Consider the following 21,878-nt stretch of genomic DNA (forward strand, 5'->3'; position numbering starts at 1 on the left):
ACTCCAAACCGGGTGGTAATACCACCCGGTCTTTTCTCATTACAGCGACTTCTTCCCACCATACTGCTTAAACCATTCCAGCATACGCTGCCAACCGTCTTTCGCAGACTCGGCATGATAGCTCGGGCGATAATCGGCGTTAAATGCATGACCGGCATCCGGGTACACGATAATCTCCGCTTTCGCGTTTGCTGCCCGCAGCGCCTGACGCATGGTTTCGACGCTCTCCTGCGGAATGCTGTTATCCTGACCGCCATATAAGCCGAGAACCGGCGCGTTAAGATCGGTTGCGATATCAACAGGTTGTTTCGGTGAATTCAGCGACTTATCGCCTGTCAGCTTGCCGTACCACGCCACTGCCGCTTTCAGCTGCGGGTTGTGCGCGGCATACAACCAGGTGATACGTCCGCCCCAGCAAAATCCGGTAATCATTAAACGATGGACATCGCCGCCGTTGCGGGACGCCCAACTGGCGACATGATCGAGATCGGCCAGCACCTGTGAGTCAGGCACTTTTGCTACCAGACCGCTTAGCAACGTGGGAATATCGGCGAAATCATTCGGATCACCTTCGCGGAAGTAGAGTTCTGGTGCGATAGCCAGATATCCCTCCAGCGCCAGACGGCGACAAATGTCACGGATATGTTCATGCACGCCAAAAATTTCCTGCACTACAATGACCACTGGTAGTGGGCCATCGCTCTGTTTTGGACGGGCATGATAAGCAGGCATGTTATCCCCTTGTGAAGGGATAGAGGTGAACCCTGCCACAATCGCATCATCCGGAGTCTGAACGATGGTCGAGGCGAGGGGGGATGCAGCAGGTGCAAATCCAGAGTGTTGTGTTGTTGTCATGGTATTCTCCGTACCCTTATAAAAATTTTGCGCAATGTTAACTATAGTCAGCGTGCAACAATTCACATTGCCTCAAATGGCTCATCTTTTAAGCGGCCTTACTGACTTAAGAGTAAATTATGTGATTTAAGTCACTTTTGATGAGTAAATGTATGCAACACATTTGCATCATAGTGATGACTATCACGAAAAAATCTTAATCCCTTCGGTAAAGTACCTTTTTGCTTCTTCTGACTAAACCGATTCACAGAGGAGTTGTATATGTCCAAGTCTGATGTTTTTCATCTCGGCCTCACTAAAAACGATTTACAAGGGGCTACGCTTGCCATCGTCCCTGGCGACCCGGATCGTGTGGAAAAGATCGCCGCGCTGATGGATAAGCCGGTTAAGCTGGCATCTCACCGCGAATTCACCACCTGGCGTGCAGAGCTGGATGGTAAACCTGTTATTGTCTGCTCTACCGGTATCGGCGGCCCGTCTACTTCTATTGCCGTTGAAGAACTGGCACAGCTGGGCATTCGCACCTTCCTGCGTATCGGTACAACTGGCGCTATTCAGCCGCATATTAATGTTGGTGATGTACTGGTTACCACGGCGTCTGTTCGTCTGGATGGCGCGAGCCTGCACTTCGCACCGCTGGAGTTCCCGGCTGTCGCTGATTTCGAATGTACGACTGCGCTGGTTGAAGCAGCGAAATCCATTGGCGCGACGACTCACGTTGGCGTGACTGCTTCTTCTGATACCTTCTATCCAGGTCAGGAACGTTACGATACTTACTCTGGTCGCGTAGTCCGTCACTTTAAAGGTTCTATGGAAGAGTGGCAGGCGATGGGCGTGATGAACTATGAAATGGAATCTGCGACTCTGCTGACCATGTGTGCAAGCCAGGGCCTGCGTGCTGGTATGGTGGCGGGCGTTATCGTTAACCGTACCCAGCAAGAGATCCCGAATGCTGAGACGATGAAACAAACTGAAAGCCATGCGGTGAAAATCGTGGTGGAAGCGGCGCGCCGTCTGTTGTAATTCTCTTCTCCTGTCTGAAGGCCGACGCGTTCGGCCTTTTGTATTTTTGCGTAGCGCCTCGCAGGAAATGCCTTTCCAACTGGACGTTTGTACAGCACAATTCTATTTTGTGCGGGTAAGTTGTTGCGTCAGGAGGCTTTGTGGATTTCTCAATCATTGTTTATGCCATTATTGCGCTGGTCAGTGTGGCCATCGGCTGGCTGTTTGCCAGTTATCAGCACGCGCAGCAAAAAGCCGAGCAATTAGCTGAACGTGAAGAGATGGTCGCGGAGTTAAGCGCGGCAAAACAACAAATTACCCAAAGCGAGCACTGGCGCGCAGAGTGTGAATTGCTCAATAACGAAGTGCGCAGCCTGCAAAGTATTAACACCTCTCTGGAGGCTGATCTGCGTGAAGTGACCACGCGGATGGAGGCCGCACAGCAACACGCTGACGATAAAATTCGCCAGATGATTAACAGCGAGCAGCGTTTGAGCGAGCAATTTGAAAACCTCGCCAACCGTATTTTTGAGCACAGCAATCGCCGGGTTGATGAGCAAAACCGTCAGAGCCTGAACAGCCTGTTGTCGCCGCTGCGTGAACAACTGGACGGTTTTCGCCGTCAGGTTCAGGACAGCTTCGGTAAAGAAGCACAAGAACGCCATACCCTGACCCACGAAATTCGCAATCTCCAGCAGCTCAACGCGCAAATGGCCCAGGAGGCAATCAACCTGACGCGTGCGCTGAAAGGTGACAATAAAACCCAGGGCAACTGGGGCGAAGTGGTATTGACGCGCGTGCTGGAGGCTTCCGGTCTGCGCGAAGGGTATGAATATGAAACCCAGGTCAGCATCGAAAATGACGCCCGCTCGCGGATGCAGCCGGATGTCATCGTGCGGCTACCGCAGGGGAAAGATGTGGTGATCGACGCCAAAATGACGCTGGTCGCCTATGAACGCTACTTCAATGCAGAAGACGACTACACTCGCGAAAGCGCATTGCAGGAACATATCGCGTCGGTGCGTAACCATATCCGCTTGCTGGGGCGTAAAGATTATCAACAGCTACCAGGGCTAAGAACGCTGGATTACGTGCTGATGTTTATCCCCGTCGAACCTGCGTTTTTACTGGCGCTTGATCGCCAGCCGGAGCTGATAACAGAAGCGTTGAAAAACAATATCATGCTGGTTAGCCCGACCACGCTGCTGGTGGCGTTGCGTACTATCGCCAACCTGTGGCGTTATGAGCATCAAAGTCGCAACGCCCAGCAAATCGCCGATCGCGCCAGCAAGCTGTACGACAAGATGCGTTTGTTTGTCGATGATATGTCAGCGATCGGTCAAAGTCTGGACAAAGCGCAGGATAACTATCGTCAGGCAATGAAAAAACTCTCTTCAGGTCGCGGAAATGTGCTGGCGCAGGCAGAAGCGTTTCGCGGTTTAGGGGTAGAAATTAAACGCGAGATTAATCCGGATTTGGCTGAACAGGCGGTGAGTCAGGATGAAGAGTATCGACTGCGGTCGGTTCCGGGGCAGCCGAATGATGAAGCTTATCAACGCGATGATGAATATAATCAGCAGTCGCGCTAGCCCATTGGGGGTAGTTACGCCGGGTAGAAATCTAGGGCATCGACGCCCAATCTGTTACACTTCTGGAACAATTTTTTGATGAGCAGGCATTGAGATGGTGGATAAGTCACAAGAAACGACGCACTTTGGTTTTCAGACCGTCGCGAAAGAGCAAAAAGCGGATATGGTCGCCCACGTTTTCCATTCCGTGGCATCGAAATACGATGTCATGAATGATTTGATGTCATTTGGTATTCATCGTTTGTGGAAGCGATTCACGATCGATTGCAGCGGCGTACGCCGTGGGCAAACTGTGCTGGATCTGGCTGGCGGCACCGGCGACCTGACAGCGAAATTCTCCCGCCTGGTCGGTGAAACTGGCAAGGTAGTCCTCGCCGATATCAATGAATCCATGCTCAAAATGGGGCGCGAGAAACTGCGTAATATCGGCGTGATTGGCAACGTTGAGTATGTTCAGGCGAACGCCGAGGCGCTGCCGTTCCCGGATAACACCTTTGATTGCATCACCATTTCGTTTGGTCTGCGTAACGTCACCGATAAAGATAAAGCACTGCGTTCAATGTATCGCGTGCTGAAACCCGGCGGCCGCCTGCTGGTGCTTGAGTTCTCGAAACCGATTATCGAACCATTAAGCAAAGCTTATGACGCTTACTCCTTCCATGTTCTGCCGCGTATTGGCTCGCTAGTCGCGAATGACGCCGACAGCTACCGTTATCTGGCTGAATCCATCCGTATGCATCCCGATCAGGATACCCTGAAAGCCATGATGCAAGATGCCGGATTCGAAAGTGTCGACTACTACAATCTGACGGCAGGGGTTGTGGCGCTGCATCGTGGTTATAAGTTCTGACAGGAGACCGGAAATGCCTTTTAAACCTTTAGTGACGGCAGGAATTGAAAGTCTGCTCAACACCTTCCTGTATCGCTCACCCGCGCTGAAAACGGCCCGCTCGCGTCTGTTGGGCAAAGTGCTGCGCGTGGAGGTAAAAGGCTTTTCGACGTCATTGATTCTGGTGTTCAGCGAACGCCAGGTTGATGTACTGGGCGAATGGGCAGGCGATGCTGACTGCACCGTTATCGCCTACGCCAGTGTGTTGCCGAAACTTCGCGATCGCCAGCAGCTTGCTGCACTGATTCGCAGTGGTGAGCTGGAAGTGCAGGGCGATATTCAGGTGGTGCAAAACTTTGTTGCGCTGGCAGATCTGGCGGAGTTCGACCCTGCTGAACTGCTGGCACCTTATACGGGTGATATCGCCGCCGAAGGCATCAGCAAAGCCCTGCGTGGTGGCGCGAAGTTCCTGCATCACGGTATTAAACGCCAGCAACGCTACGTGGCTGAAGCCATTACTGAAGAGTGGCGTATGGCACCTGGTCCGCTTGAAGTGGCCTGGTTTGCGGAAGAGACATCCGCCGTTGAACGTGCTGTCGATGCGCTAACCAAACGGCTGGAAAAACTGGAGGCAGTTTAATGACGCCAGGTGAAGTACGGCGCCTGTATTTCATCATTCGCACTTTTTTAAGTTACGGACTTGATGAACTGATCCCTAAAATGCGTATCACTTTGCCGTTGCGGTTATGGCGATACTCGTTATTCTGGATGCCGAATCGGCATAAAGACAAACCATTAGGTGAACGACTGCGACTGGCGCTGCAAGAACTGGGTCCGGTATGGATCAAGTTTGGACAGATGCTATCGACCCGCCGTGACCTTTTTCCGCCGCATATTGCTGACCAACTGGCGCTCTTGCAGGATAAAGTCGCGCCTTTTGACGGCGAACTGGCGAAAGCACAAATTGAAGCGGCTATGGGCGGTCTGCCGGTGGAAGCGTGGTTTGATGATTTTGACATTAAGCCGCTGGCATCGGCTTCCGTTGCACAGGTACATACTGCGCGGCTGAAATCGAATGGCAAAGAGGTGGTGATTAAAGTCATTCGCCCGGATATTTTGCCGGTCATAAAAGCGGATCTGAAACTCATCTATCGTCTGGCGCGTTGGGTGCCGCGTTTACTGCCGGATGGTCGCCGTCTGCGTCCAACCGAAGTGGTACGCGAGTACGAAAAGACGTTGATTGATGAACTGAATTTGCTGCGGGAATCTGCCAACGCCATTCAGCTTCGGCGTAATTTCGAAAATAGCCCAATGCTCTACATCCCGGAGGTTTACCCTGACTATTGCAGTGAAGGGATGATGGTGATGGAGCGCATTTACGGCATTCCGGTGTCTGATGTTGCGGCGCTGGAGAAAAACGGCACCAACATGAAATTGCTGGCAGAACGCGGCGTGCAGGTGTTCTTCACTCAGGTCTTTCGCGACAGCTTTTTCCATGCCGATATGCACCCTGGCAATATCTTCGTAAGCTATGAACACCCGGAAAACCCGAAATATATCGGCATTGATTGCGGGATTGTTGGCTCGCTAAACAAAGAAGATAAACGCTATCTGGCAGAAAACTTTATCGCCTTCTTTAACCGCGATTATCGCAAAGTGGCAGAGCTGCACGTTGATTCTGGCTGGGTGCCGCCAGATACCAACGTTGAAGAGTTCGAATTTGCTATTCGTACTGTCTGTGAACCAATCTTTGAGAAACCCCTGGCCGAAATTTCGTTTGGACATGTGCTGTTAAATCTGTTTAATACGGCGCGTCGCTTCAATATGGAAGTACAGCCGCAACTGGTGTTACTCCAGAAAACCTTGCTCTACATCGAAGGGGTAGGACGCCAGCTTTATCCGCAGCTCGATTTATGGAAAACGGCGAAGCCTTTCCTGGAGTCGTGGATTAAAGATCAGGTCGGTATTCCTGCGCTGGTGAGAGCATTTAAAGAAAAAGCGCCGTTCTGGGTCGAAAAAATGCCAGAACTGCCTGAACTGGTTTACGACAGTTTGCGCCAGGGCAAGTATTTACAGCACAGTGTTGATAAGATTGCCCGCGAGCTTCAGTCAAATCATGTACGTCAGGGACAATCGCGTTATTTTCTTGGAATTGGCGCGACGTTAGTATTAAGCGGCACATTCTTGTTGGTCAACCGACCTGAATGGGGGCTGATGCCCGGCTGGTTAATGGCAGGTGGTTTGATCGCCTGGTTTGTCGGTTGGCGCAAAACACGCTGATTTTTTCATCGCTCAAGGCGGGCCGTGTAACGTATAATGCGGCCTTGTTTAATCATCATCTACCACAGAGGAACATGTATGGGTGGTATCAGTATTTGGCAGTTATTGATTATTGCCGTCATCGTTGTACTGCTTTTTGGCACCAAAAAGCTCGGCTCCATCGGTTCCGATCTTGGTGCGTCGATCAAAGGCTTTAAAAAAGCAATGAGCGATGATGAACCAAAGCAGGATAAAACCAGTCAGGATGCTGATTTTACTGCGAAAACTATCGCCGATAAGCAGGCGGATACGAATCAGGAACAGGCTAAAACAGAAGACGCAAAGCGCCACGATAAAGAGCAGGTGTAATCCGTGTTTGATATCGGTTTTAGCGAACTGCTATTGGTGTTCATCATCGGCCTCGTCGTTCTGGGGCCGCAACGACTGCCTGTGGCGGTAAAAACGGTAGCGGGCTGGATTCGCGCGTTGCGTTCACTGGCGACAACGGTGCAGAACGAACTGACTCAGGAGTTAAAACTCCAGGAGTTTCAGGACAGCCTGAAAAAGGTTGAAAAGGCAAGCCTGACCAACCTGACGCCTGAACTGAAAGCGTCAATGGATGAACTGCGCCAGGCTGCGGAATCGATGAAGCGTTCCTATGTTGCAAACGATCCTGAAAAGGCGAGCGATGAAGCGCACACCATCCATAACCCGGTGGTGAAAGATAATGAAGCTGCGCATGAGGGAGTAACCCCTGCCTCTGCACAAACGCAGGCCAGTTCGCCGGAACAGAAGCCAGAAACCACGCCAGAGCCGGTGGTAAAACCTGCTGCGGACGCTGAACCAAAAACCGCTGCACCTTCCCCTTCGTCGAGTGATAAACCGTAAACATGTCTGTAGAAGATACTCAACCGCTTATCACGCATCTGATTGAGCTGCGTAAGCGTCTGCTGAACTGCATTATCGCGGTGATCGTGATATTTCTGTGCCTGGTCTATTTCGCCAATGATATCTATCACCTGGTATCCGCGCCGTTGATCAAGCAATTGCCGCAAGGTTCAACGATGATCGCCACCGATGTGGCCTCGCCGTTCTTTACGCCGATCAAGCTGACTTTTATGGTGTCGCTGATTCTGTCAGCGCCGGTGATTCTCTATCAGGTGTGGGCGTTTATCGCCCCGGCGTTGTATAAGCACGAACGTCGCCTGGTGGTGCCCCTGCTGGTTTCCAGCTCTCTGCTGTTTTATATCGGTATGGCGTTCGCCTACTTTGTGGTCTTTCCGCTGGCATTTGGCTTCCTTGCCAATACCGCGCCGGAAGGGGTACAGGTATCCACCGACATCGCCAGTTATTTAAGCTTCGTTATGGCGTTGTTTATGGCGTTTGGTGTCTCCTTTGAAGTGCCTGTGGCAATAGTGCTGCTGTGCTGGATGGGGATCACCTCGCCAGAAGACTTACGCAAAAAACGCCCGTATGTGCTGGTTGGCGCATTCGTCGTCGGGATGCTGCTGACGCCGCCGGATGTCTTCTCGCAAACGCTGTTGGCGATTCCGATGTACTGCCTGTTTGAAATCGGTGTCTTCTTCTCACGCTTTTATGTTGGTAAAGGCCGAAACCGGGAAGAAGAAAATGACGCTGAAAGCGAAAAAACTGAAGAATAAACTCAACCGCCCGTCAGGGCGGTTGTCATATGGAGTGCAGGATGTTTGATATCGGCGTTAATTTGACCAGTTCACAATTTGCGAAAGATCGTGATGATGTTGTAGAGCGCGCTTTTGGCGCGGGAGTTGATGGGCTACTTATCACCGGCACTAACCTGCGCGAAAGCCAGCAGGCGCAAGAACTGGCGCGTCAGTATCCACGCTGTTGGTCAACGGCGGGCGTGCATCCTCATGACAGCAGCCAGTGGCAAGCTGAGACTGAAGAAGAGATTATTGAGCTGGCCGCGCTGCCAGAAGTGGTGGCAATTGGTGAGTGTGGGCTCGACTTTAACCGCAACTTTTCTACGCCGGAAGAGCAGGAACGTGCTTTTGTTGCCCAGCTACGTATTGCCGCAGAATTAAACATGCCGGTATTTATGCATTGTCGCGATGCCCACGAGCGGTTTATGACATTGCTGGAGCCGTGGCTGGATAAACTTCCTGGTGCGGTTCTTCATTGCTTTACCGGCACACGCGAAGAGATGCAGGCGTGCGTGGCGCGTGGAATTTATATCGGCATTACAGGTTGGGTTTGCGATGAACGACGAGGGCAGGAATTGCGTGATCTGTTGCCACTTATTCCTGCGGAGAAATTGCTGATCGAAACCGATGCGCCGTATTTGCTCCCGCGCGATCTCACGCCAAAGCCATCATCACGGCGTAACGAGCCTGCGTATCTGCCCCATATTCTGCAACGTATTGCATACTGGCGAGGGGAGGATGCTGCGTGGCTGGCGGCTACCACAGATGCGAATGTCAAAACACTGTTTGGGATTGCGTTCTAGAGTTTGCGGAACTCGGTGTTCTTCACGCTGTGCTTAATTTCTTTATTGATAAGATTAAGCAATAGCATGGAGCGTGCCTCGCCGTCAGGCTCGGTGAAAATGGCCTGAAAACCTTCGAATGCGCCTTCGGTAATAATCACCTTATCACCTGGGTATGGTGTTGCCGGATCGACAATGTTTTCCGGTTTATACACAGACAGCTGATGAATCACTGCCGATGGGACTATCGCTGGCGATGCACCAAAGCGCACGAAGTGGCTGACGCCACGTGTAGCGTTGATGGTAGTGGTATGAATCACTTCTGGATCAAATTCCACAAACAGGTAGTTGGGGAACAACGGCTCACTGACTGCAGTACGTTTGCCACGCACGATTTTTTCCAGGGTGATCATCGGCGCCAGGCAATTAACGGCCTGTCTTTCGAGGTGTTCCTGGGCACGTTGAAGTTGCCCGCGCTTGCAGTACAGTAAATACCAGGATTGCATAATGACTCTTATCCGTTTAATCGGGGCGCAAGAATAGCAAAAGCGATGCGTTAAGTTAATTATATTCCCCGGTTTGCGTTATAGCGCCTGAGTTCACGCTAATTTAACAAATTTACAGCATCGCGAAGATGAACGCCGTATAATGGGCGCAGATTAAGAGGCTACAATGGACGCCATGAAATATAACGATTTACGCGACTTCTTGACGCTGCTTGAACAGCAGGGTGAGCTAAAACGTATCACGCTCCCGGTGGATCCGCATCTGGAAATCACTGAAATTGCTGACCGCACTTTGCGCGCCGGTGGGCCTGCGCTGTTGTTCGAAAACCCTAAAGGGTACTCAATGCCGGTGCTGTGTAACCTGTTCGGTACGCCTAAGCGTGTAGCGATGGGCATGGGGCAGGAAGATGTTTCGGCGCTGCGTGAAGTCGGTAAATTATTGGCGTTTCTGAAAGAGCCGGAGCCGCCAAAAGGTTTCCGCGACCTGTTTGATAAACTGCCGCAGTTTAAACAGGTGTTGAACATGCCAACGAAACGGTTACGTGGTGCGCCTTGTCAGCAAAAAATCGTCTCCGGCGAGGATGTTGATCTTAACCGCATTCCCATTATGACCTGCTGGCCGGAAGATGCCGCTCCGCTGATTACCTGGGGGTTGACCGTAACGCGTGGCCCGCACAAAGAGCGGCAGAATCTGGGTATTTATCGTCAACAGTTGATTGGTAAAAATAAACTGATTATGCGCTGGTTGTCGCATCGCGGCGGTGCGCTGGATTTCCAGGAGTGGTGTGCGGCGCATCCGGGTGAACGTTTCCCGGTTTCTGTGGCGCTGGGTGCTGATCCCGCTACTATTCTCGGTGCAGTCACGCCCGTTCCAGATACGCTTTCAGAGTATGCTTTTGCCGGATTGCTGCGTGGCACCAAAACCGAAGTGGTGAAGTGTATCTCCAATGACCTTGAAGTGCCCGCCAGTGCGGAAATTGTGCTGGAAGGGTATATCGAACAAGGCGAAACGGCGCCAGAAGGGCCGTATGGCGACCACACCGGTTACTATAACGAAGTCGATAGTTTCCCGGTATTTACCGTGACGCATATTACTCAGCGTGAAGATGCGATTTACCACTCCACCTATACTGGTCGCCCGCCGGATGAACCTGCGGTACTGGGCGTGGCGTTGAACGAAGTGTTCGTGCCGATTCTGCAAAAACAATTCCCGGAAATTGTCGATTTCTACCTTCCGCCGGAAGGTTGCTCTTATCGTCTGGCGGTCGTGACGATCAAAAAGCAATACGCCGGGCACGCGAAGCGCGTCATGATGGGCGTCTGGTCGTTTTTACGCCAGTTTATGTACACCAAATTTGTGATCGTTTGCGATGATGATGTCAACGCACGCGACTGGAACGATGTGATTTGGGCGATTACTACCCGTATGGACCCAGCGCGGGATACGGTGCTGGTTGAAAACACGCCCATTGATTATCTGGATTTTGCCTCGCCTGTTTCCGGGCTGGGTTCAAAAATGGGGCTGGATGCCACGAATAAATGGCCAGGGGAAACCCAGCGCGAGTGGGGGCGTCCTATCAAAAAAGATCCGGACGTTGTCGCGCGTATTGACGCAATCTGGGATGAGCTGGCTATTTTTAACAACGGTAAAAGCGCCTGAGGCGCGTTTGTATTGCCCTATTTATCGATCCGACAGAGAAAGCGCATGACAACCTTAAGCTGTAAAGTGACCTCGGTAGAAGCTATCACGGATACTGTATATCGTGTCCGAATCGTGCCAGACGCGGCCTTTTCTTTTCGTGCTGGTCAGTATTTGATGGTAGTGATGGACGAGCGCGATAAACGCCCGTTCTCAATGGCCTCGACGCCGGATGAAAAAGGTTTCATTGAGCTGCATATTGGCGCTTCTGAAATCAACCTTTACGCGAAAGCAGTCATGGATCGCATTCTTAAAGATCATCAAATCGTGGTCGATATTCCGCACGGTGAGGCATGGCTGCGCGATGATGAAGAACGTCCAATGATTCTCATCGCGGGCGGCACCGGTTTCTCTTATGCGCGCTCGATTTTGCTGACGGCGCTGGCGCGTAATCCCAATCGTGATATCACCATTTACTGGGGCGGGCGTGAAGAGCAGCATCTTTATGATCTCTCCGAGCTTGAGGCGCTTTCGCTTAAGCATCCTGGTCTGCAAGTGGTGCCGGTGGTTGAACAACCGGAAGCGGGCTGGCGCGGTCGTACTGGCACGGTTTTAACAGCGGTGTTGCAGGATCACGGTACGCTGGCGGAGCATGATATCTACATTGCCGGACGTTTTGAGATGGCGAAAATAGCCCGTGACCTGTTTTGCAGTGAGCGTAATGCGCGGGAAGATCGCCTGTTTGGAGATGCGTTTGCGTTTATCTAAGCCATAAAAAACCCGCCCCTGACAGGCGGGAAGAACGGCAACTAAAACTTTATCAGTGGCATTTAGATCTATGTCGCATCCGGCAAACAGTGCCTGATGCGACGCTGTCGCGTCTTATCAGGCCTACAATTGGTGCCGGATCGGTAGACCGGATAAGGCGTCACGCCGCATCCGGCAAGTGTTTAAACCCGCTCAAACACCGTCGCAATACCCTGACCCAGACCGATACACATCGTCGCCAGACCAAACTGGACGTCTTTGCGTTCCATCAGATTCAGCAGCGTGGTACTGATACGCGCACCGGAACAACCCAGCGGATGACCCAGCGCGATCGCGCCACCGTTGAGGTTGATCTTCTCGTCAATCTGTTCCATCAGTCCCAGATCTTTAATACACGGCAGGATCTGCGCGGCAAAGGCTTCGTTCATTTCAAACACGCCGATGTCGCTGGCAGAAAGCCCCGCTTTTTTCAACGCCAGCTTAGAGGCCGGAACCGGGCCGTAACCCATAATCGACGGATCACAACCAACAACCGCCATCGAACGCACACGGGCGCGCGGCTTAAGACCTAATTCACGGGCGCGGCTTTCACTCATTACCAGCATGGCAGCTGCGCCATCGGAGAGCGCAGAAGATGTACCCGCCGTTACCGTACCGTTTACTGGATCAAACGCCGGACGCAGTGTGGCGAGGGCTTCCACGGTTGTTTCCGGGCGAATCACTTCGTCGTAATTAAACTGTTTCAGTACGCCGTCGGCATCGTGACCACCGGTCGGGATGATTTCATTTTTAAATGCCCCCGACTGCGTGGCGGCCCAGGCGCGAGCGTGTGATCGCGCGGCAAAGGCATCCTGCATTTCACGGCTGATACCGTGCATACGCGCCAGCATTTCTGCCGTTAAGCCCATCATGCCCGCCGCTTTGGCGACATTGCGGCTCAGGCCGGGGTGAAAATCGACGCCGTGACTCATCGGCACATGGCCCATATGCTCCACGCCGCCAACCAGACATGCCTGCGCATCGCCGGTCATGATCATTCGTGCTGCGTCATGCAGTGCCTGCATGGATGAACCACACAAGCGATTGACGGTAACCGCCGGGACAGAGTGCGGCACTTCTGCCAACAGCGCCGCGTTACGGGCGATATTAAAACCCTGCTCCAGCGTTTGCTGCACACAGCCCCAGTAAATATCATCGAGAGCAGCCGCGTCCAGCGCCGGATTACGCGCCAGCAGGCTACGCATTAAATGAGCGGAGAGATCTTCCGCACGCACGTTACGAAAAGCACCGCCCTTCGAACGGCCCATCGGGGTGCGAATTGCATCGACAATGACAACCTGTTCCATTGTGACTCCTTAAGCCGTTTTCAGGTCGCCAACCGGACGGGCTGGCTCAACCGGGGATAGTACGGTTCGTTATGACGTGCTTTATTACGCAGACCTTCCGGCACTTCATACAGCGGGCCGAGGTGCTGATATTGCTGTGCCATATCGAGGTATTTCGCGCTGCCGAGGGTGTCCAGCCAGCGGAACGCGCCGCCGTGGAACGGAGGGAAGCCCAGGCCGTAGACCAGCGCCATATCCGCTTCTGCCGGAGTGGCGATAATGCCCTCTTCCAGACAGCGCACCACTTCGTTGACCATCGGGATCATCATGCGGGTGATAATCTCTTCCTCGCTGAAATCGCGCTTCGGCTGGCTGACTTCTGCCAGCAGGTCGTCAACGGCGGCGTCTTCTTCTTTCTTCGGCTTACCTTTGCTGTCTTCTTTATAACGCCAGAAACCGAGGCCGTTCTTCTGACCAAAGCGGTTGGCATCAAACAGCGCGTCGATGGCATCGCGATAATCTTTCTGCATCCGCTGCGGGAAACCCGCTGCCATCACGGCCTGAGCGTGGTGCGCGGTATCAACCCCCACGACATCCAGCAGGTATGCCGGACCCATTGGCCAGCCGAACTGTTTTTCCATCACTTTGTCGATTTTGCGGAAGTCCGCGCCGTCGCGTAGCAACTGGCTGAATCCGGCGAAGTAGGGAAACAGTACGCGGTTAACGAAGAAGCCGGGGCAGTCGTTCACCACAATCGGCGTCTTGCCCATCTTGCTCGCCCAGGCGACGACTTTAGCGATGGTTTCGTCGGAGCTTTTCTCACCGCGAATAATTTCCACCAACGGCATCCGGTGCACCGGGTTAAAGAAGTGCATCCCGCAGAAGTTTTTCGGGCGTTCCAGCGCATTGGCCAGTTCGCTGATAGGAATGGTTGAAGTATTAGAAGCCAGCACGGTATCCGGGCGAACTTTTTGTTCGGTTTCTGCCAGCACGGCTTTTTTCACTTTCGGGTTTTCAACAACCGCTTCTACCACAACATCCACACGGTCAAACCCGGCGTAGTCGAGCGTTGGGTGGATCGTGGAGATCACGCCAGCCAGTTTCAGACCATCGATCTTGCCGCGCTCAAGCTGCTTGTTCAGCAGTTTCGCGGCTTCGGTCATGCCGAGGGTTAACGACTTGTCGTTGATATCTTTCATGACAACCGGCACGCCCTTCCACGCGGACTGGTAAGCGATACCGCCGCCCATAATGCCTGCGCCCAGCACGGCGGCCTGTTTCGGGGTTTCAACGTCTTTGGTGAGTTTCTTCGCTTTGCCTTTTACATATTGATCGTTAAGGAAAATGCCGACCAGTGCGCGAGCTTCGTTGGTGTGCGCCAGCGGGACAAAACTTTTGTTTTCCAGGTTTAAGGCTTCTTCACGGCTAAAACGGGCAGCCGCTTCAATAGTTCTTACTGCGGTGATGGGGGCTGGATAATGTTTCCCCGCCGTTTGCGCGACCATCCCTTTAGCGATGGTGAAGCTCATGGTGGCTTCAATCTTGCTCAGTTTTAGCGGTTCCAGCTTCGGTTGACGTTTCGCTTTCCAGTCGAGGTCGCCGTTAATGGCCTGGCGTAAAATCGCCATTGCGCCTTCAAGTAGTTTTTCTGCTTTGACTACGCCATCCACCAGACCGATTTTCAGCGCCTGATCCGCGCCGACATCTTTACCGGCGGCAATGATTTCCAGCGCACTGTCAGCGCCCAGCATACGTGGCATACGCACGGAGCCGCCAAAGCCCGGCATGATGCCCAGTTTGGTTTCCGGCAGACCGATACGCAGATCCGGCGTCGCCAGACGATAATCGGTCGCCAGCACGCATTCGCAGCCACCGCCCAGCGCATAGCCGTTGACGGCAGCAATGGTCGGCACCGGCAGATCTTCCAGGCGATTAAACACGCTATTGGCAAAGTGCAGCCACTGGCTTAACTGTTCTTCGGGAACGAGGAACAGGGACAAAAATTCGGTGATATCAGCACCGACGATAAAGGCTGCTTTGTTCGAACGCAGCAGCAGCCCTTTTAAATCTGATTGCTGTTCCAGCACACCGATGGCCTCGCCAAGGCTGGCGACGGTCGCAGTGTCGAGTTTATTAACTGAGCCTGGGGCATCAAATACCAGTTCGGCAATGCCATCTTCCAGCCAGTCAAGGTACAGGGTGTCGCCTTTGTAAAGCATGTCAGTCTCCTGAATCCGCAAGGTGATCTGGTCGTACCAGATGAAGCGAAGTGTGTATTTTGTGTTAAAAATATGCAAACAAAAGATTAAGGAAATGCCGATTCGATCACGCTCGGCAGAAATCACGCTCTGTATTAACGTTGTGCTAAGATGCGGAGACTTAAGGTCAAAAAAACAGAAGGGTAAAAAATGGAATCACTGGCCTCGCTCTATAAAAATCATATAGCTACCTTACAGGAACGGACTCGCGATGCGCTGGCGCGTTTCAAGCTGGATGCATTACTTATTCACTCCGGCGAGCTATTCAACGTTTTTCTCGACGATCATCCCTATCCGTTTAAAGTGAACCCGCAATTCAAAGCGTGGGTGCCGGTAACTCAGGTGCCAAACTGCTGGCTGCTGGTGGATGGCGTGAACAAGCCGAAACTGTGGTTTTATCTGCCGGTTGATTACTGGCACAACGTCGAACCGCTGCCGACCTCCTTCTGGACTGAAGATGTGGAAGTGATCGCGCTGCCGAAAGCCGATGGCATTGGTAGCCTGCTGCCTGCTGCGCGCGGCAATATCGGTTATATCGGTCCGGTGCCGGAACGTGCGCTGCAACTGGGTATTGAGGCCAGTAATATCAACCCGAAAGGGGTTATCGACTACCTGCATTACTACCGCTCCTTCAAAACCGAGTACGAACTGGCCTGTATGCGTGAAGCGCAGAAAATGGCGGTCAACGGTCATCGCGCGGCGGAAGAAGCCTTCCGTTCTGGCATGAGCGAGTTCGATATCAATATTGCCTATCTGACCGCGACCGGTCATCGTGATACCGACGTGCCTTACAGCAACATTGTGGCGCTTAACGAACATGCTGCGGTGCTGCATTACACCAAACTGGATCATCAGGCGCCGGAAGAGATGCGCAGCTTCCTGCTGGATGCCGGGGCAGAATATAACGGCTATGCGGCTGACCTGACCCGTACCTGGTCGGCAAAAAGCGACAACGACTATGCACAGCTGGTGAAAGACGTAAATGATGAACAACTGGCACTGATCGCCACCATGAAAGCGGGCGTCAGCTATGTGGATTACCACATCCAGTTCCATCAACGCATCGCCAAACTGCTGCGTAAACATCAAATCATCACCGATATGAGTGAAGAAGCGATGGTCGAAAACGATCTCACCGGACCGTTTATGCCGCACGGTATTGGCCATCCGCTTGGTCTGCAGGTGCATGACGTAGCCGGTTTTATGCAGGATGATAGCGGTACGCACCTCGCGGCACCGGCAAAATATCCGTACCTGCGTTGCACCCGTATTCTCCAGCCAGGCATGGTTTTAACCATCGAACCGGGTATCTACTTCATCGAATCGTTGCTGGCGCCGTGGCGTGAAGGGCAGTTCAGCAAACATTTCAACTGGCAGAAAATTGAAGCACTGAAACCGTTCGGCGGCATTCGTATCGAAGACAACGTGGTGATCCACGAAAACAACGTGGAAAACATGACCCGGGATCTGAAACTGGCGTGATGGAAAGCTGGTTAATTCCTGCGGCACCGGTCACGGTTGTTGAAGAGATCAAAAAGAGCCGCTTCATTACGCTGTTGGCACATACCGATGGCGTCGAGGCGGCGAAAGCGTTTGTTGAATCGGTAAGGGCAGAGCACCCCGATGCCCGCCACCATTGCGTGGCGTGGGTAGCTGGCGCACCGGATGATTCTCAACAACTGGGTTTCTCTGATGATGGAGAACCGGCAGGAACGGCAGGTAAACCGATGCTCGCCCAACTAATGGGCAGCGGCGTCGGGGAAATTACCGCTGTGGTGGTGCGCTACTACGGCGGCATCTTGCTGGGCACTGGTGGGTTAGTGAAAGCGTATGGCGGTGGCGTGAATCAGGCGCTGCGCCAGCTAACGACCCAACGCAAGACGCCATTAACCGAATATACTTTGCAATGTGAATATAGTCAGTTAACCGGCATTGAAGCGTTGCTGGGGCAGTGTGGCGGCAAAATTATCAACAGTGATTATCAGGCATTCGTTCTGCTGCGGGTGGCGCTTCCGGCGGCGAAAGTGGCTGAATTTTCCGCAAAGCTGGCGGATTTTAGCCGTGGTTCATTGCAATTGTTAGCGATTGAAGAATAATCCCCACTTCGTTTTGCAGAACTAAGGAAGCGGCAGAGATGCATTTTCGCGCCATTACCCGAATCGTTGGACTACTGGTCATCTTATTTTCAGGGACCATGATTATCCCTGGGCTGGTAGCACTCATCTACCGGGATGGGGCAGGCCGCGCTTTTACCCAGACCTTTTTTGTCGCCCTCGCCATTGGCTCTATGCTGTGGTGGCCGAACCGTAAAGAGAAGGGCGAACTGAAATCCCGCGAAGGGTTTCTGATTGTGGTGCTGTTCTGGACGGTGCTGGGTAGCGTCGGTGCGCTCCCTTTTATCTTCTCGGAAAGCCCGAACCTCACGATTACCGATGCGTTTTTTGAATCTTTCTCCGGCCTGACCACCACCGGGGCCACTACACTGGTGGGGCTGGATTCACTTCCTCATGCGATTCTTTTTTATCGCCAGATGCTGCAATGGTTTGGCGGGATGGGGATCATCGTGCTGGCGGTAGCGATACTGCCTATCCTCGGCGTTGGTGGGATGCAGCTCTATCGTGCAGAAATGCCCGGCCCGCTGAAAGATAATAAAATGCGCCCGCGTATTGCGGAAACGGCGAAAACCTTGTGGCTGATTTATGTCTTGCTGACCGTCGCCTGTGCGCTGGCGTTATGGTTTGCCGGAATGGATGCTTTTGATGCCATCGGCCATAGCTTTGCGACTATCGCCATCGGCGGCTTCTCGACACATGATGCCAGCGTCGGTTATTTCGACAGCCCGACGATTAACACCATCATTGCTATCTTCCTGCTAATCTCCGGCTGTAACTACGGTCTACACTTTTCGCTGTTAAGTGGGCGCAGTCTGAAGGTTTATTGGCGCGATCCGGAATTTCGCATGTTTATCGGCGTACAGTTTACGCTGGTGGTTATTTGTACACTCGTTCTGTGGTTTCATAATGTCTACAGTTCGGCGCTGATGACGATTAACCAGGCATTTTTCCAGGTGGTGTCTATGGCGACGACTGCCGGATTTACGACAGACAGCATTGCCCGTTGGCCGCTCTTCTTGCCAGTACTGCTGTTATGCTCTGCTTTTATCGGTGGTTGCGCCGGGTCAACGGGCGGTGGCCTGAAAGTGATCCGCATCCTGCTGCTGTTCAAGCAGGGGAACCGTGAGCTGAAACGACTGGTGCATCCGAACGCCGTCTACAGCATTAAGCTGGGGAATCGCGCACTGCCGGAACGTATCCTCGAAGCCGTTTGGGGATTTTTCTCCGCCTATGCATTGGTGTTTATTGTCAGTATGCTGGCGATTATCGCCACGGGCGTGGATGACTTTTCTGCCTTTGCCTCGGTTGTTGCGACATTGAATAACCTGGGGCCAGGGCTTGGCGTGGTTGCTGATAACTTTACCAGTATGAACCCGGTGGCTAAATGGATCCTGATTGCCAACATGCTGTTTGGTCGTCTGGAGGTCTTTACATTGCTGGTGCTCTTTACCCCGACTTTCTGGCGTGAATGATGGAGTAATACGTGAAAACATTAATTCTTTTCTCAACAAGGGACGGACAAACGCGCGAGATTGCCTCCTACCTGGCTTCGGAATTGAAAGAACTGGGGATCCAGGCGGATGTCGCTAATGTGCACCGCATTGAAGAGCCACAGTGGGAAAACTACGATCGCGTGGTTATTGGCGCTTCTATTCGCTACGGTCACTACCATTCTGCGTTCCAGGAATTTGTCAAAAACATGCGACGCAGCTGAACTCGATGCCGAGCGCCTTTTACTCCGTGAATCTGGTGGCGCGCAAACCGGAGAAGCGTACTGTGCAGACCAATAGCTACGCGCGGAAGTTTCTGATGAACTCGCAATGGCGTCCCGATCGCTGTGCAGTCATTGCCGGGGCGCTGCGTTATCCACGCTATCGTTGGTACGACCGCTTTATGATCAAGCTGATTATGAAGATGTCAGGCGGAGAAACGGATACGCGCAAAGAAGTTGTCTACACCGATTGGGAGCAAGTGGCGAATTTCGCCCGAGAAATCGCCCATTTAACCGACAAACCGACGCTGAAATAAGCATAAAGAATAAAAAACGCGCATTCGGAAAATTATTTTAAATTTCCTCTTGTCAGCTCAGAATAACTCCCTATAATGCGCCACCACTGACACGGAACAACGGCAAACACGCCGCCGGGTCAGCGGGATTCTCCTGAGAATCTCAACAGAGAAAAGCAAAAAAATGCTTGACTCTGTAGCGGGAAAGTGTATTATGCACACCCCGCGCCGCTGAGAAAAAGCGAAGCGGCACTGCTCTTTAACAATTTATCAGACAATCTGTGTGGGCACTCGAAGATACGGATTCTTAACGTCGCAAGACGATAAATGAATACCAAGTCTCAAGAGTGAACACGTAATTCATTACGAAGTTTAATTCTTTGAGCATCAAACTTTTAAATTGAAGAGTTTGATCATGGCTCAGATTGAACGCTGGCGGCAGGCCTAACACATGCAAGTCGAACGGTAACAGGAAGAAGCTTGCTTCTTTGCTGACGAGTGGCGGACGGGTGAGTAATGTCTGGGAAACTGCCCGATGGAGGGGGATAACTACTGGAAACGGTAGCTAATACCGCATAACGTCGCAAGACCAAAGAGGGGGACCTTCGGGCCTCTTGCCATCGGATGTGCCCAGATGGGATTAGCTAGTAGGTGGGGTAACGGCTCACCTAGGCGACGATCCCTAGCTGGTCTGAGAGGATGACCAGCCACACTGGAACTGAGACACGGTCCAGACTCCTACGGGAGGCAGCAGTGGGGAATATTGCACAATGGGCGCAAGCCTGATGCAGCCATGCCGCGTGTATGAAGAAGGCCTTCGGGTTGTAAAGTACTTTCAGCGGGGAGGAAGGGAGTAAAGTTAATACCTTTGCTCATTGACGTTACCCGCAGAAGAAGCACCGGCTAACTCCGTGCCAGCAGCCGCGGTAATACGGAGGGTGCAAGCGTTAATCGGAATTACTGGGCGTAAAGCGCACGCAGGCGGTCTGTTAAGTCAGATGTGAAATCCCCGGGCTCAACCTGGGAACTGCATCTGATACTGGCAGGCTTGAGTCTCGTAGAGGGGGGTAGAATTCCAGGTGTAGCGGTGAAATGCGTAGAGATCTGGAGGAATACCGGTGGCGAAGGCGGCCCCCTGGACGAAGACTGACGCTCAGGTGCGAAAGCGTGGGGAGCAAACAGGATTAGATACCCTGGTAGTCCACGCCGTAAACGATGTCGACTTGGAGGTTGTGCCCTTGAGGCGTGGCTTCCGGAGCTAACGCGTTAAGTCGACCGCCTGGGGAGTACGGCCGCAAGGTTAAAACTCAAATGAATTGACGGGGGCCCGCACAAGCGGTGGAGCATGTGGTTTAATTCGATGCAACGCGAAGAACCTTACCTGGTCTTGACATCCACAGAACTTTCCAGAGATGGATTGGTGCCTTCGGGAACTGTGAGACAGGTGCTGCATGGCTGTCGTCAGCTCGTGTTGTGAAATGTTGGGTTAAGTCCCGCAACGAGCGCAACCCTTATCCTTTGTTGCCAGCGGTCCGGCCGGGAACTCAAAGGAGACTGCCAGTGATAAACTGGAGGAAGGTGGGGATGACGTCAAGTCATCATGGCCCTTACGACCAGGGCTACACACGTGCTACAATGGCGCATACAAAGAGAAGCGACCTCGCGAGAGCAAGCGGACCTCATAAAGTGCGTCGTAGTCCGGATTGGAGTCTGCAACTCGACTCCATGAAGTCGGAATCGCTAGTAATCGTGGATCAGAATGCCACGGTGAATACGTTCCCGGGCCTTGTACACACCGCCCGTCACACCATGGGAGTGGGTTGCAAAAGAAGTAGGTAGCTTAACCTTCGGGAGGGCGCTTACCACTTTGTGATTCATGACTGGGGTGAAGTCGTAACAAGGTAACCGTAGGGGAACCTGCGGTTGGATCACCTCCTTACCTTAAAGAAGCGTTCTTTGAAGTGCTCACACAGATTGTCTGATGAAAATGAGCAGTAAAACCTCTACAGGCTTGTAGCTCAGGTGGTTAGAGCGCACCCCTGATAAGGGTGAGGTCGGTGGTTCAAGTCCACTCAGGCCTACCAAATTTGCACCGCAAATTTGAAGAGGTTTTAACTACATGTTATGGGGCTATAGCTCAGCTGGGAGAGCGCCTGCTTTGCACGCAGGAGGTCTGCGGTTCGATCCCGCATAGCTCCACCATCTCTGTAGTGATTAAATAAAAAATACTTCAGAGTGTACCTGCAAAGGTTCACTGCGAAGT

17 protein-coding genes, 2 tRNA genes, 1 rRNA gene and 2 pseudogenes are annotated in these 21,878 nt (G+C 52.6%); 18 read left to right on the forward strand and 4 right to left on the reverse strand.

Annotation, left to right across the window (positions count from 1 at the left end):
* Nucleotides 1-39 precede the first annotated feature (39 nt).
* Nucleotides 40-855 (reverse strand): dienelactone hydrolase family protein, encoded by an 816-nt coding sequence (locus RGV86_RS13125; RefSeq protein ID WP_010353608.1) that lies wholly within the window; start codon nucleotides 853-855, stop codon nucleotides 40-42.
* A 261-nt stretch (nucleotides 856-1,116) separates the two neighbouring features.
* Between RGV86_RS13125 and udp the strand changes: the two genes are divergently transcribed.
* The 9 genes from udp (at nucleotide 1,117) to tatD (ending at nucleotide 9,019) form a co-directional block, all read left to right on the forward strand.
* Nucleotides 1,117-1,878 carry a uridine phosphorylase gene (gene udp, locus RGV86_RS13130; protein ID WP_000045177.1) on the forward strand — a complete coding sequence of 254 codons (762 nt, stop codon included), beginning with the start codon at nucleotides 1,117-1,119 and terminating at the stop codon, nucleotides 1,876-1,878.
* A 140-nt stretch (nucleotides 1,879-2,018) separates the two neighbouring features.
* Nucleotides 2,019-3,446 (forward strand): DNA recombination protein RmuC, encoded by a 1,428-nt coding sequence (gene rmuC / locus RGV86_RS13135; RefSeq protein ID WP_000347689.1) that lies wholly within the window; start codon nucleotides 2,019-2,021, stop codon nucleotides 3,444-3,446.
* 94 nt (nucleotides 3,447-3,540) lie between these two features.
* On the forward strand, nucleotides 3,541-4,296 hold the full coding sequence (gene ubiE / locus RGV86_RS13140) for a bifunctional demethylmenaquinone methyltransferase/2-methoxy-6-polyprenyl-1,4-benzoquinol methylase UbiE (protein WP_000227958.1): 756 nt from the start codon (nucleotides 3,541-3,543) through the stop codon (nucleotides 4,294-4,296).
* A 13-nt stretch (nucleotides 4,297-4,309) separates the two neighbouring features.
* Nucleotides 4,310-4,915 (forward strand): ubiquinone biosynthesis protein UbiJ, encoded by a 606-nt coding sequence (gene ubiJ / locus RGV86_RS13145; RefSeq protein ID WP_001116106.1) that lies wholly within the window; start codon nucleotides 4,310-4,312, stop codon nucleotides 4,913-4,915.
* Nucleotides 4,915-6,555 carry a ubiquinone biosynthesis regulatory protein kinase UbiB gene (ubiB, locus tag RGV86_RS13150; RefSeq protein WP_000187537.1) on the forward strand — a complete coding sequence of 547 codons (1,641 nt, stop codon included), beginning with the start codon at nucleotides 4,915-4,917 and terminating at the stop codon, nucleotides 6,553-6,555. The genes ubiJ and ubiB overlap by 1 nt, the downstream gene beginning before the upstream one ends.
* A 78-nt stretch (nucleotides 6,556-6,633) precedes the next feature.
* Nucleotides 6,634-6,903, forward strand: coding sequence for a Sec-independent protein translocase subunit TatA (gene tatA, locus RGV86_RS13155; protein WP_001295260.1), 270 nt, complete (start codon nucleotides 6,634-6,636; stop codon nucleotides 6,901-6,903).
* A gap of 3 nt (nucleotides 6,904-6,906) precedes the next feature.
* A complete protein-coding gene (gene tatB, locus RGV86_RS13160; RefSeq protein WP_000459598.1) occupies nucleotides 6,907-7,422 on the forward strand; it encodes a Sec-independent protein translocase protein TatB in 516 nt (171 codons plus the stop codon).
* Between the two features lie 2 nt (nucleotides 7,423-7,424).
* A complete protein-coding gene (gene tatC, locus RGV86_RS13165) occupies nucleotides 7,425-8,195 on the forward strand; it encodes a Sec-independent protein translocase subunit TatC (protein WP_000109945.1) in 771 nt (256 codons plus the stop codon).
* A 41-nt stretch (nucleotides 8,196-8,236) separates the two neighbouring features.
* Nucleotides 8,237-9,019, forward strand: coding sequence for a 3'-5' ssDNA/RNA exonuclease TatD (gene tatD / locus RGV86_RS13170; protein ID WP_085461509.1), 783 nt, complete (start codon nucleotides 8,237-8,239; stop codon nucleotides 9,017-9,019).
* On the opposite strand, the gene rfaH is transcribed toward tatD, so the two are convergent.
* On the reverse strand, nucleotides 9,016-9,504 hold the full coding sequence (gene rfaH / locus RGV86_RS13175) for a transcription/translation regulatory transformer protein RfaH (protein ID WP_001192393.1): 489 nt from the start codon (nucleotides 9,502-9,504) through the stop codon (nucleotides 9,016-9,018). The two genes, tatD and rfaH, sit on opposite strands and share 4 nt — an antisense overlap.
* Before the next feature lie 166 nt (nucleotides 9,505-9,670).
* Between rfaH and ubiD the strand changes: the two genes are divergently transcribed.
* Together ubiD and fre are read left to right on the forward strand one after the other, a co-directional pair.
* Nucleotides 9,671-11,164, forward strand: coding sequence for a 4-hydroxy-3-polyprenylbenzoate decarboxylase (gene ubiD / locus RGV86_RS13180; protein ID WP_000339815.1), 1,494 nt, complete (start codon nucleotides 9,671-9,673; stop codon nucleotides 11,162-11,164).
* Nucleotides 11,165-11,209: 45 nt separating this feature from the next.
* Entirely contained in the window at nucleotides 11,210-11,911 is a 702-nt protein-coding gene (gene fre / locus RGV86_RS13185; protein ID WP_001306785.1) for an NAD(P)H-flavin reductase, read from the forward strand.
* Nucleotides 11,912-12,093: 182 nt separating this feature from the next.
* Here fre and fadA read toward each other — a convergent pair whose 3' ends face one another.
* Together fadA and fadB are read right to left on the reverse strand one after the other, a co-directional pair.
* A complete protein-coding gene (gene fadA / locus RGV86_RS13190; RefSeq protein ID WP_085461510.1) occupies nucleotides 12,094-13,257 on the reverse strand; it encodes an acetyl-CoA C-acyltransferase FadA in 1,164 nt (387 codons plus the stop codon).
* 9 nt (nucleotides 13,258-13,266) lie between these two features.
* Nucleotides 13,267-15,455: pseudogene (fadB, locus tag RGV86_RS13195) on the reverse strand (fatty acid oxidation complex subunit alpha FadB).
* A gap of 189 nt (nucleotides 15,456-15,644) precedes the next feature.
* Between fadB and pepQ the strand changes: the two are divergent.
* The 7 genes and pseudogenes from pepQ to RGV86_RS13230 all read left to right on the forward strand — a co-directional run bounded on the left by pepQ (nucleotide 15,645) and on the right by RGV86_RS13230 (nucleotide 21,817).
* The gene (pepQ, locus tag RGV86_RS13200; protein ID WP_000444561.1) at nucleotides 15,645-16,976 is read left to right on the forward strand and encodes a Xaa-Pro dipeptidase; all 1,332 of its coding nucleotides are present in this window, start codon (nucleotides 15,645-15,647) and stop codon (nucleotides 16,974-16,976) included.
* Nucleotides 16,976-17,590 (forward strand): IMPACT family protein, encoded by a 615-nt coding sequence (locus RGV86_RS13205; protein ID WP_001353706.1) that lies wholly within the window; start codon nucleotides 16,976-16,978, stop codon nucleotides 17,588-17,590. The genes pepQ and RGV86_RS13205 overlap by 1 nt, the downstream gene beginning before the upstream one ends.
* 38 nt (nucleotides 17,591-17,628) lie before the next feature.
* On the forward strand, nucleotides 17,629-19,080 hold the full coding sequence (gene trkH / locus RGV86_RS13210) for a Trk system potassium transporter TrkH (RefSeq protein ID WP_000545680.1): 1,452 nt from the start codon (nucleotides 17,629-17,631) through the stop codon (nucleotides 19,078-19,080).
* Nucleotides 19,081-19,091: 11 nt separating this feature from the next.
* A pseudogene (gene hemG / locus RGV86_RS13215) lies at nucleotides 19,092-19,636 on the forward strand (menaquinone-dependent protoporphyrinogen IX dehydrogenase).
* 376 nt (nucleotides 19,637-20,012) lie between these two features.
* A 16S ribosomal RNA gene (locus tag RGV86_RS13220) occupies nucleotides 20,013-21,554 on the forward strand.
* 68 nt (nucleotides 21,555-21,622) lie between these two features.
* Nucleotides 21,623-21,699, forward strand: a tRNA-Ile gene (locus tag RGV86_RS13225).
* Between the two features lie 42 nt (nucleotides 21,700-21,741).
* Nucleotides 21,742-21,817: transfer RNA gene (locus RGV86_RS13230), tRNA-Ala, on the forward strand.
* Nucleotides 21,818-21,878: the final 61 nt, after the last annotated feature.

Source organism: Escherichia ruysiae (genome assembly GCF_031323975.1).
Lineage (GTDB): Bacteria > Pseudomonadota > Gammaproteobacteria > Enterobacterales > Enterobacteriaceae > Escherichia > Escherichia ruysiae.

Bases quoted from the DNA above. Each gene is read 5' to 3' on its own strand.
- udp (WP_000045177.1), top strand. From the start codon at position 1,117: ATGTCCAAGTCTGATGTTTTTCATCTCGGCCTCACTAAAAACGATTTA.
- tatA (WP_001295260.1), top strand. From the start codon at position 6,634: ATGGGTGGTATCAGTATTTGGCAGTTATTGATTATTGCCGTCATCGTT.
- tatC (WP_000109945.1), top strand. From the start codon at position 7,425: ATGTCTGTAGAAGATACTCAACCGCTTATCACGCATCTGATTGAGCTG.
- fre (WP_001306785.1), top strand. From the start codon at position 11,210: ATGACAACCTTAAGCTGTAAAGTGACCTCGGTAGAAGCTATCACGGAT.
- fadA (WP_085461510.1), bottom strand. From the start codon at position 13,257: ATGGAACAGGTTGTCATTGTCGATGCAATTCGCACCCCGATGGGCCGT.
- rfaH (WP_001192393.1), bottom strand. From the start codon at position 9,504: ATGCAATCCTGGTATTTACTGTACTGCAAGCGCGGGCAACTTCAACGT.
- RGV86_RS13205 (WP_001353706.1), top strand. From the start codon at position 16,976: ATGGAAAGCTGGTTAATTCCTGCGGCACCGGTCACGGTTGTTGAAGAG.
- RGV86_RS13125 (WP_010353608.1), bottom strand. From the start codon at position 855: ATGACAACAACACAACACTCTGGATTTGCACCTGCTGCATCCCCCCTC.
- ubiD (WP_000339815.1), top strand. From the start codon at position 9,671: ATGGACGCCATGAAATATAACGATTTACGCGACTTCTTGACGCTGCTT.
- pepQ (WP_000444561.1), top strand. From the start codon at position 15,645: ATGGAATCACTGGCCTCGCTCTATAAAAATCATATAGCTACCTTACAG.
- trkH (WP_000545680.1), top strand. From the start codon at position 17,629: ATGCATTTTCGCGCCATTACCCGAATCGTTGGACTACTGGTCATCTTA.
- tatD (WP_085461509.1), top strand. From the start codon at position 8,237: ATGTTTGATATCGGCGTTAATTTGACCAGTTCACAATTTGCGAAAGAT.
- ubiE (WP_000227958.1), top strand. From the start codon at position 3,541: ATGGTGGATAAGTCACAAGAAACGACGCACTTTGGTTTTCAGACCGTC.
- ubiJ (WP_001116106.1), top strand. From the start codon at position 4,310: ATGCCTTTTAAACCTTTAGTGACGGCAGGAATTGAAAGTCTGCTCAAC.
- ubiB (WP_000187537.1), top strand. From the start codon at position 4,915: ATGACGCCAGGTGAAGTACGGCGCCTGTATTTCATCATTCGCACTTTT.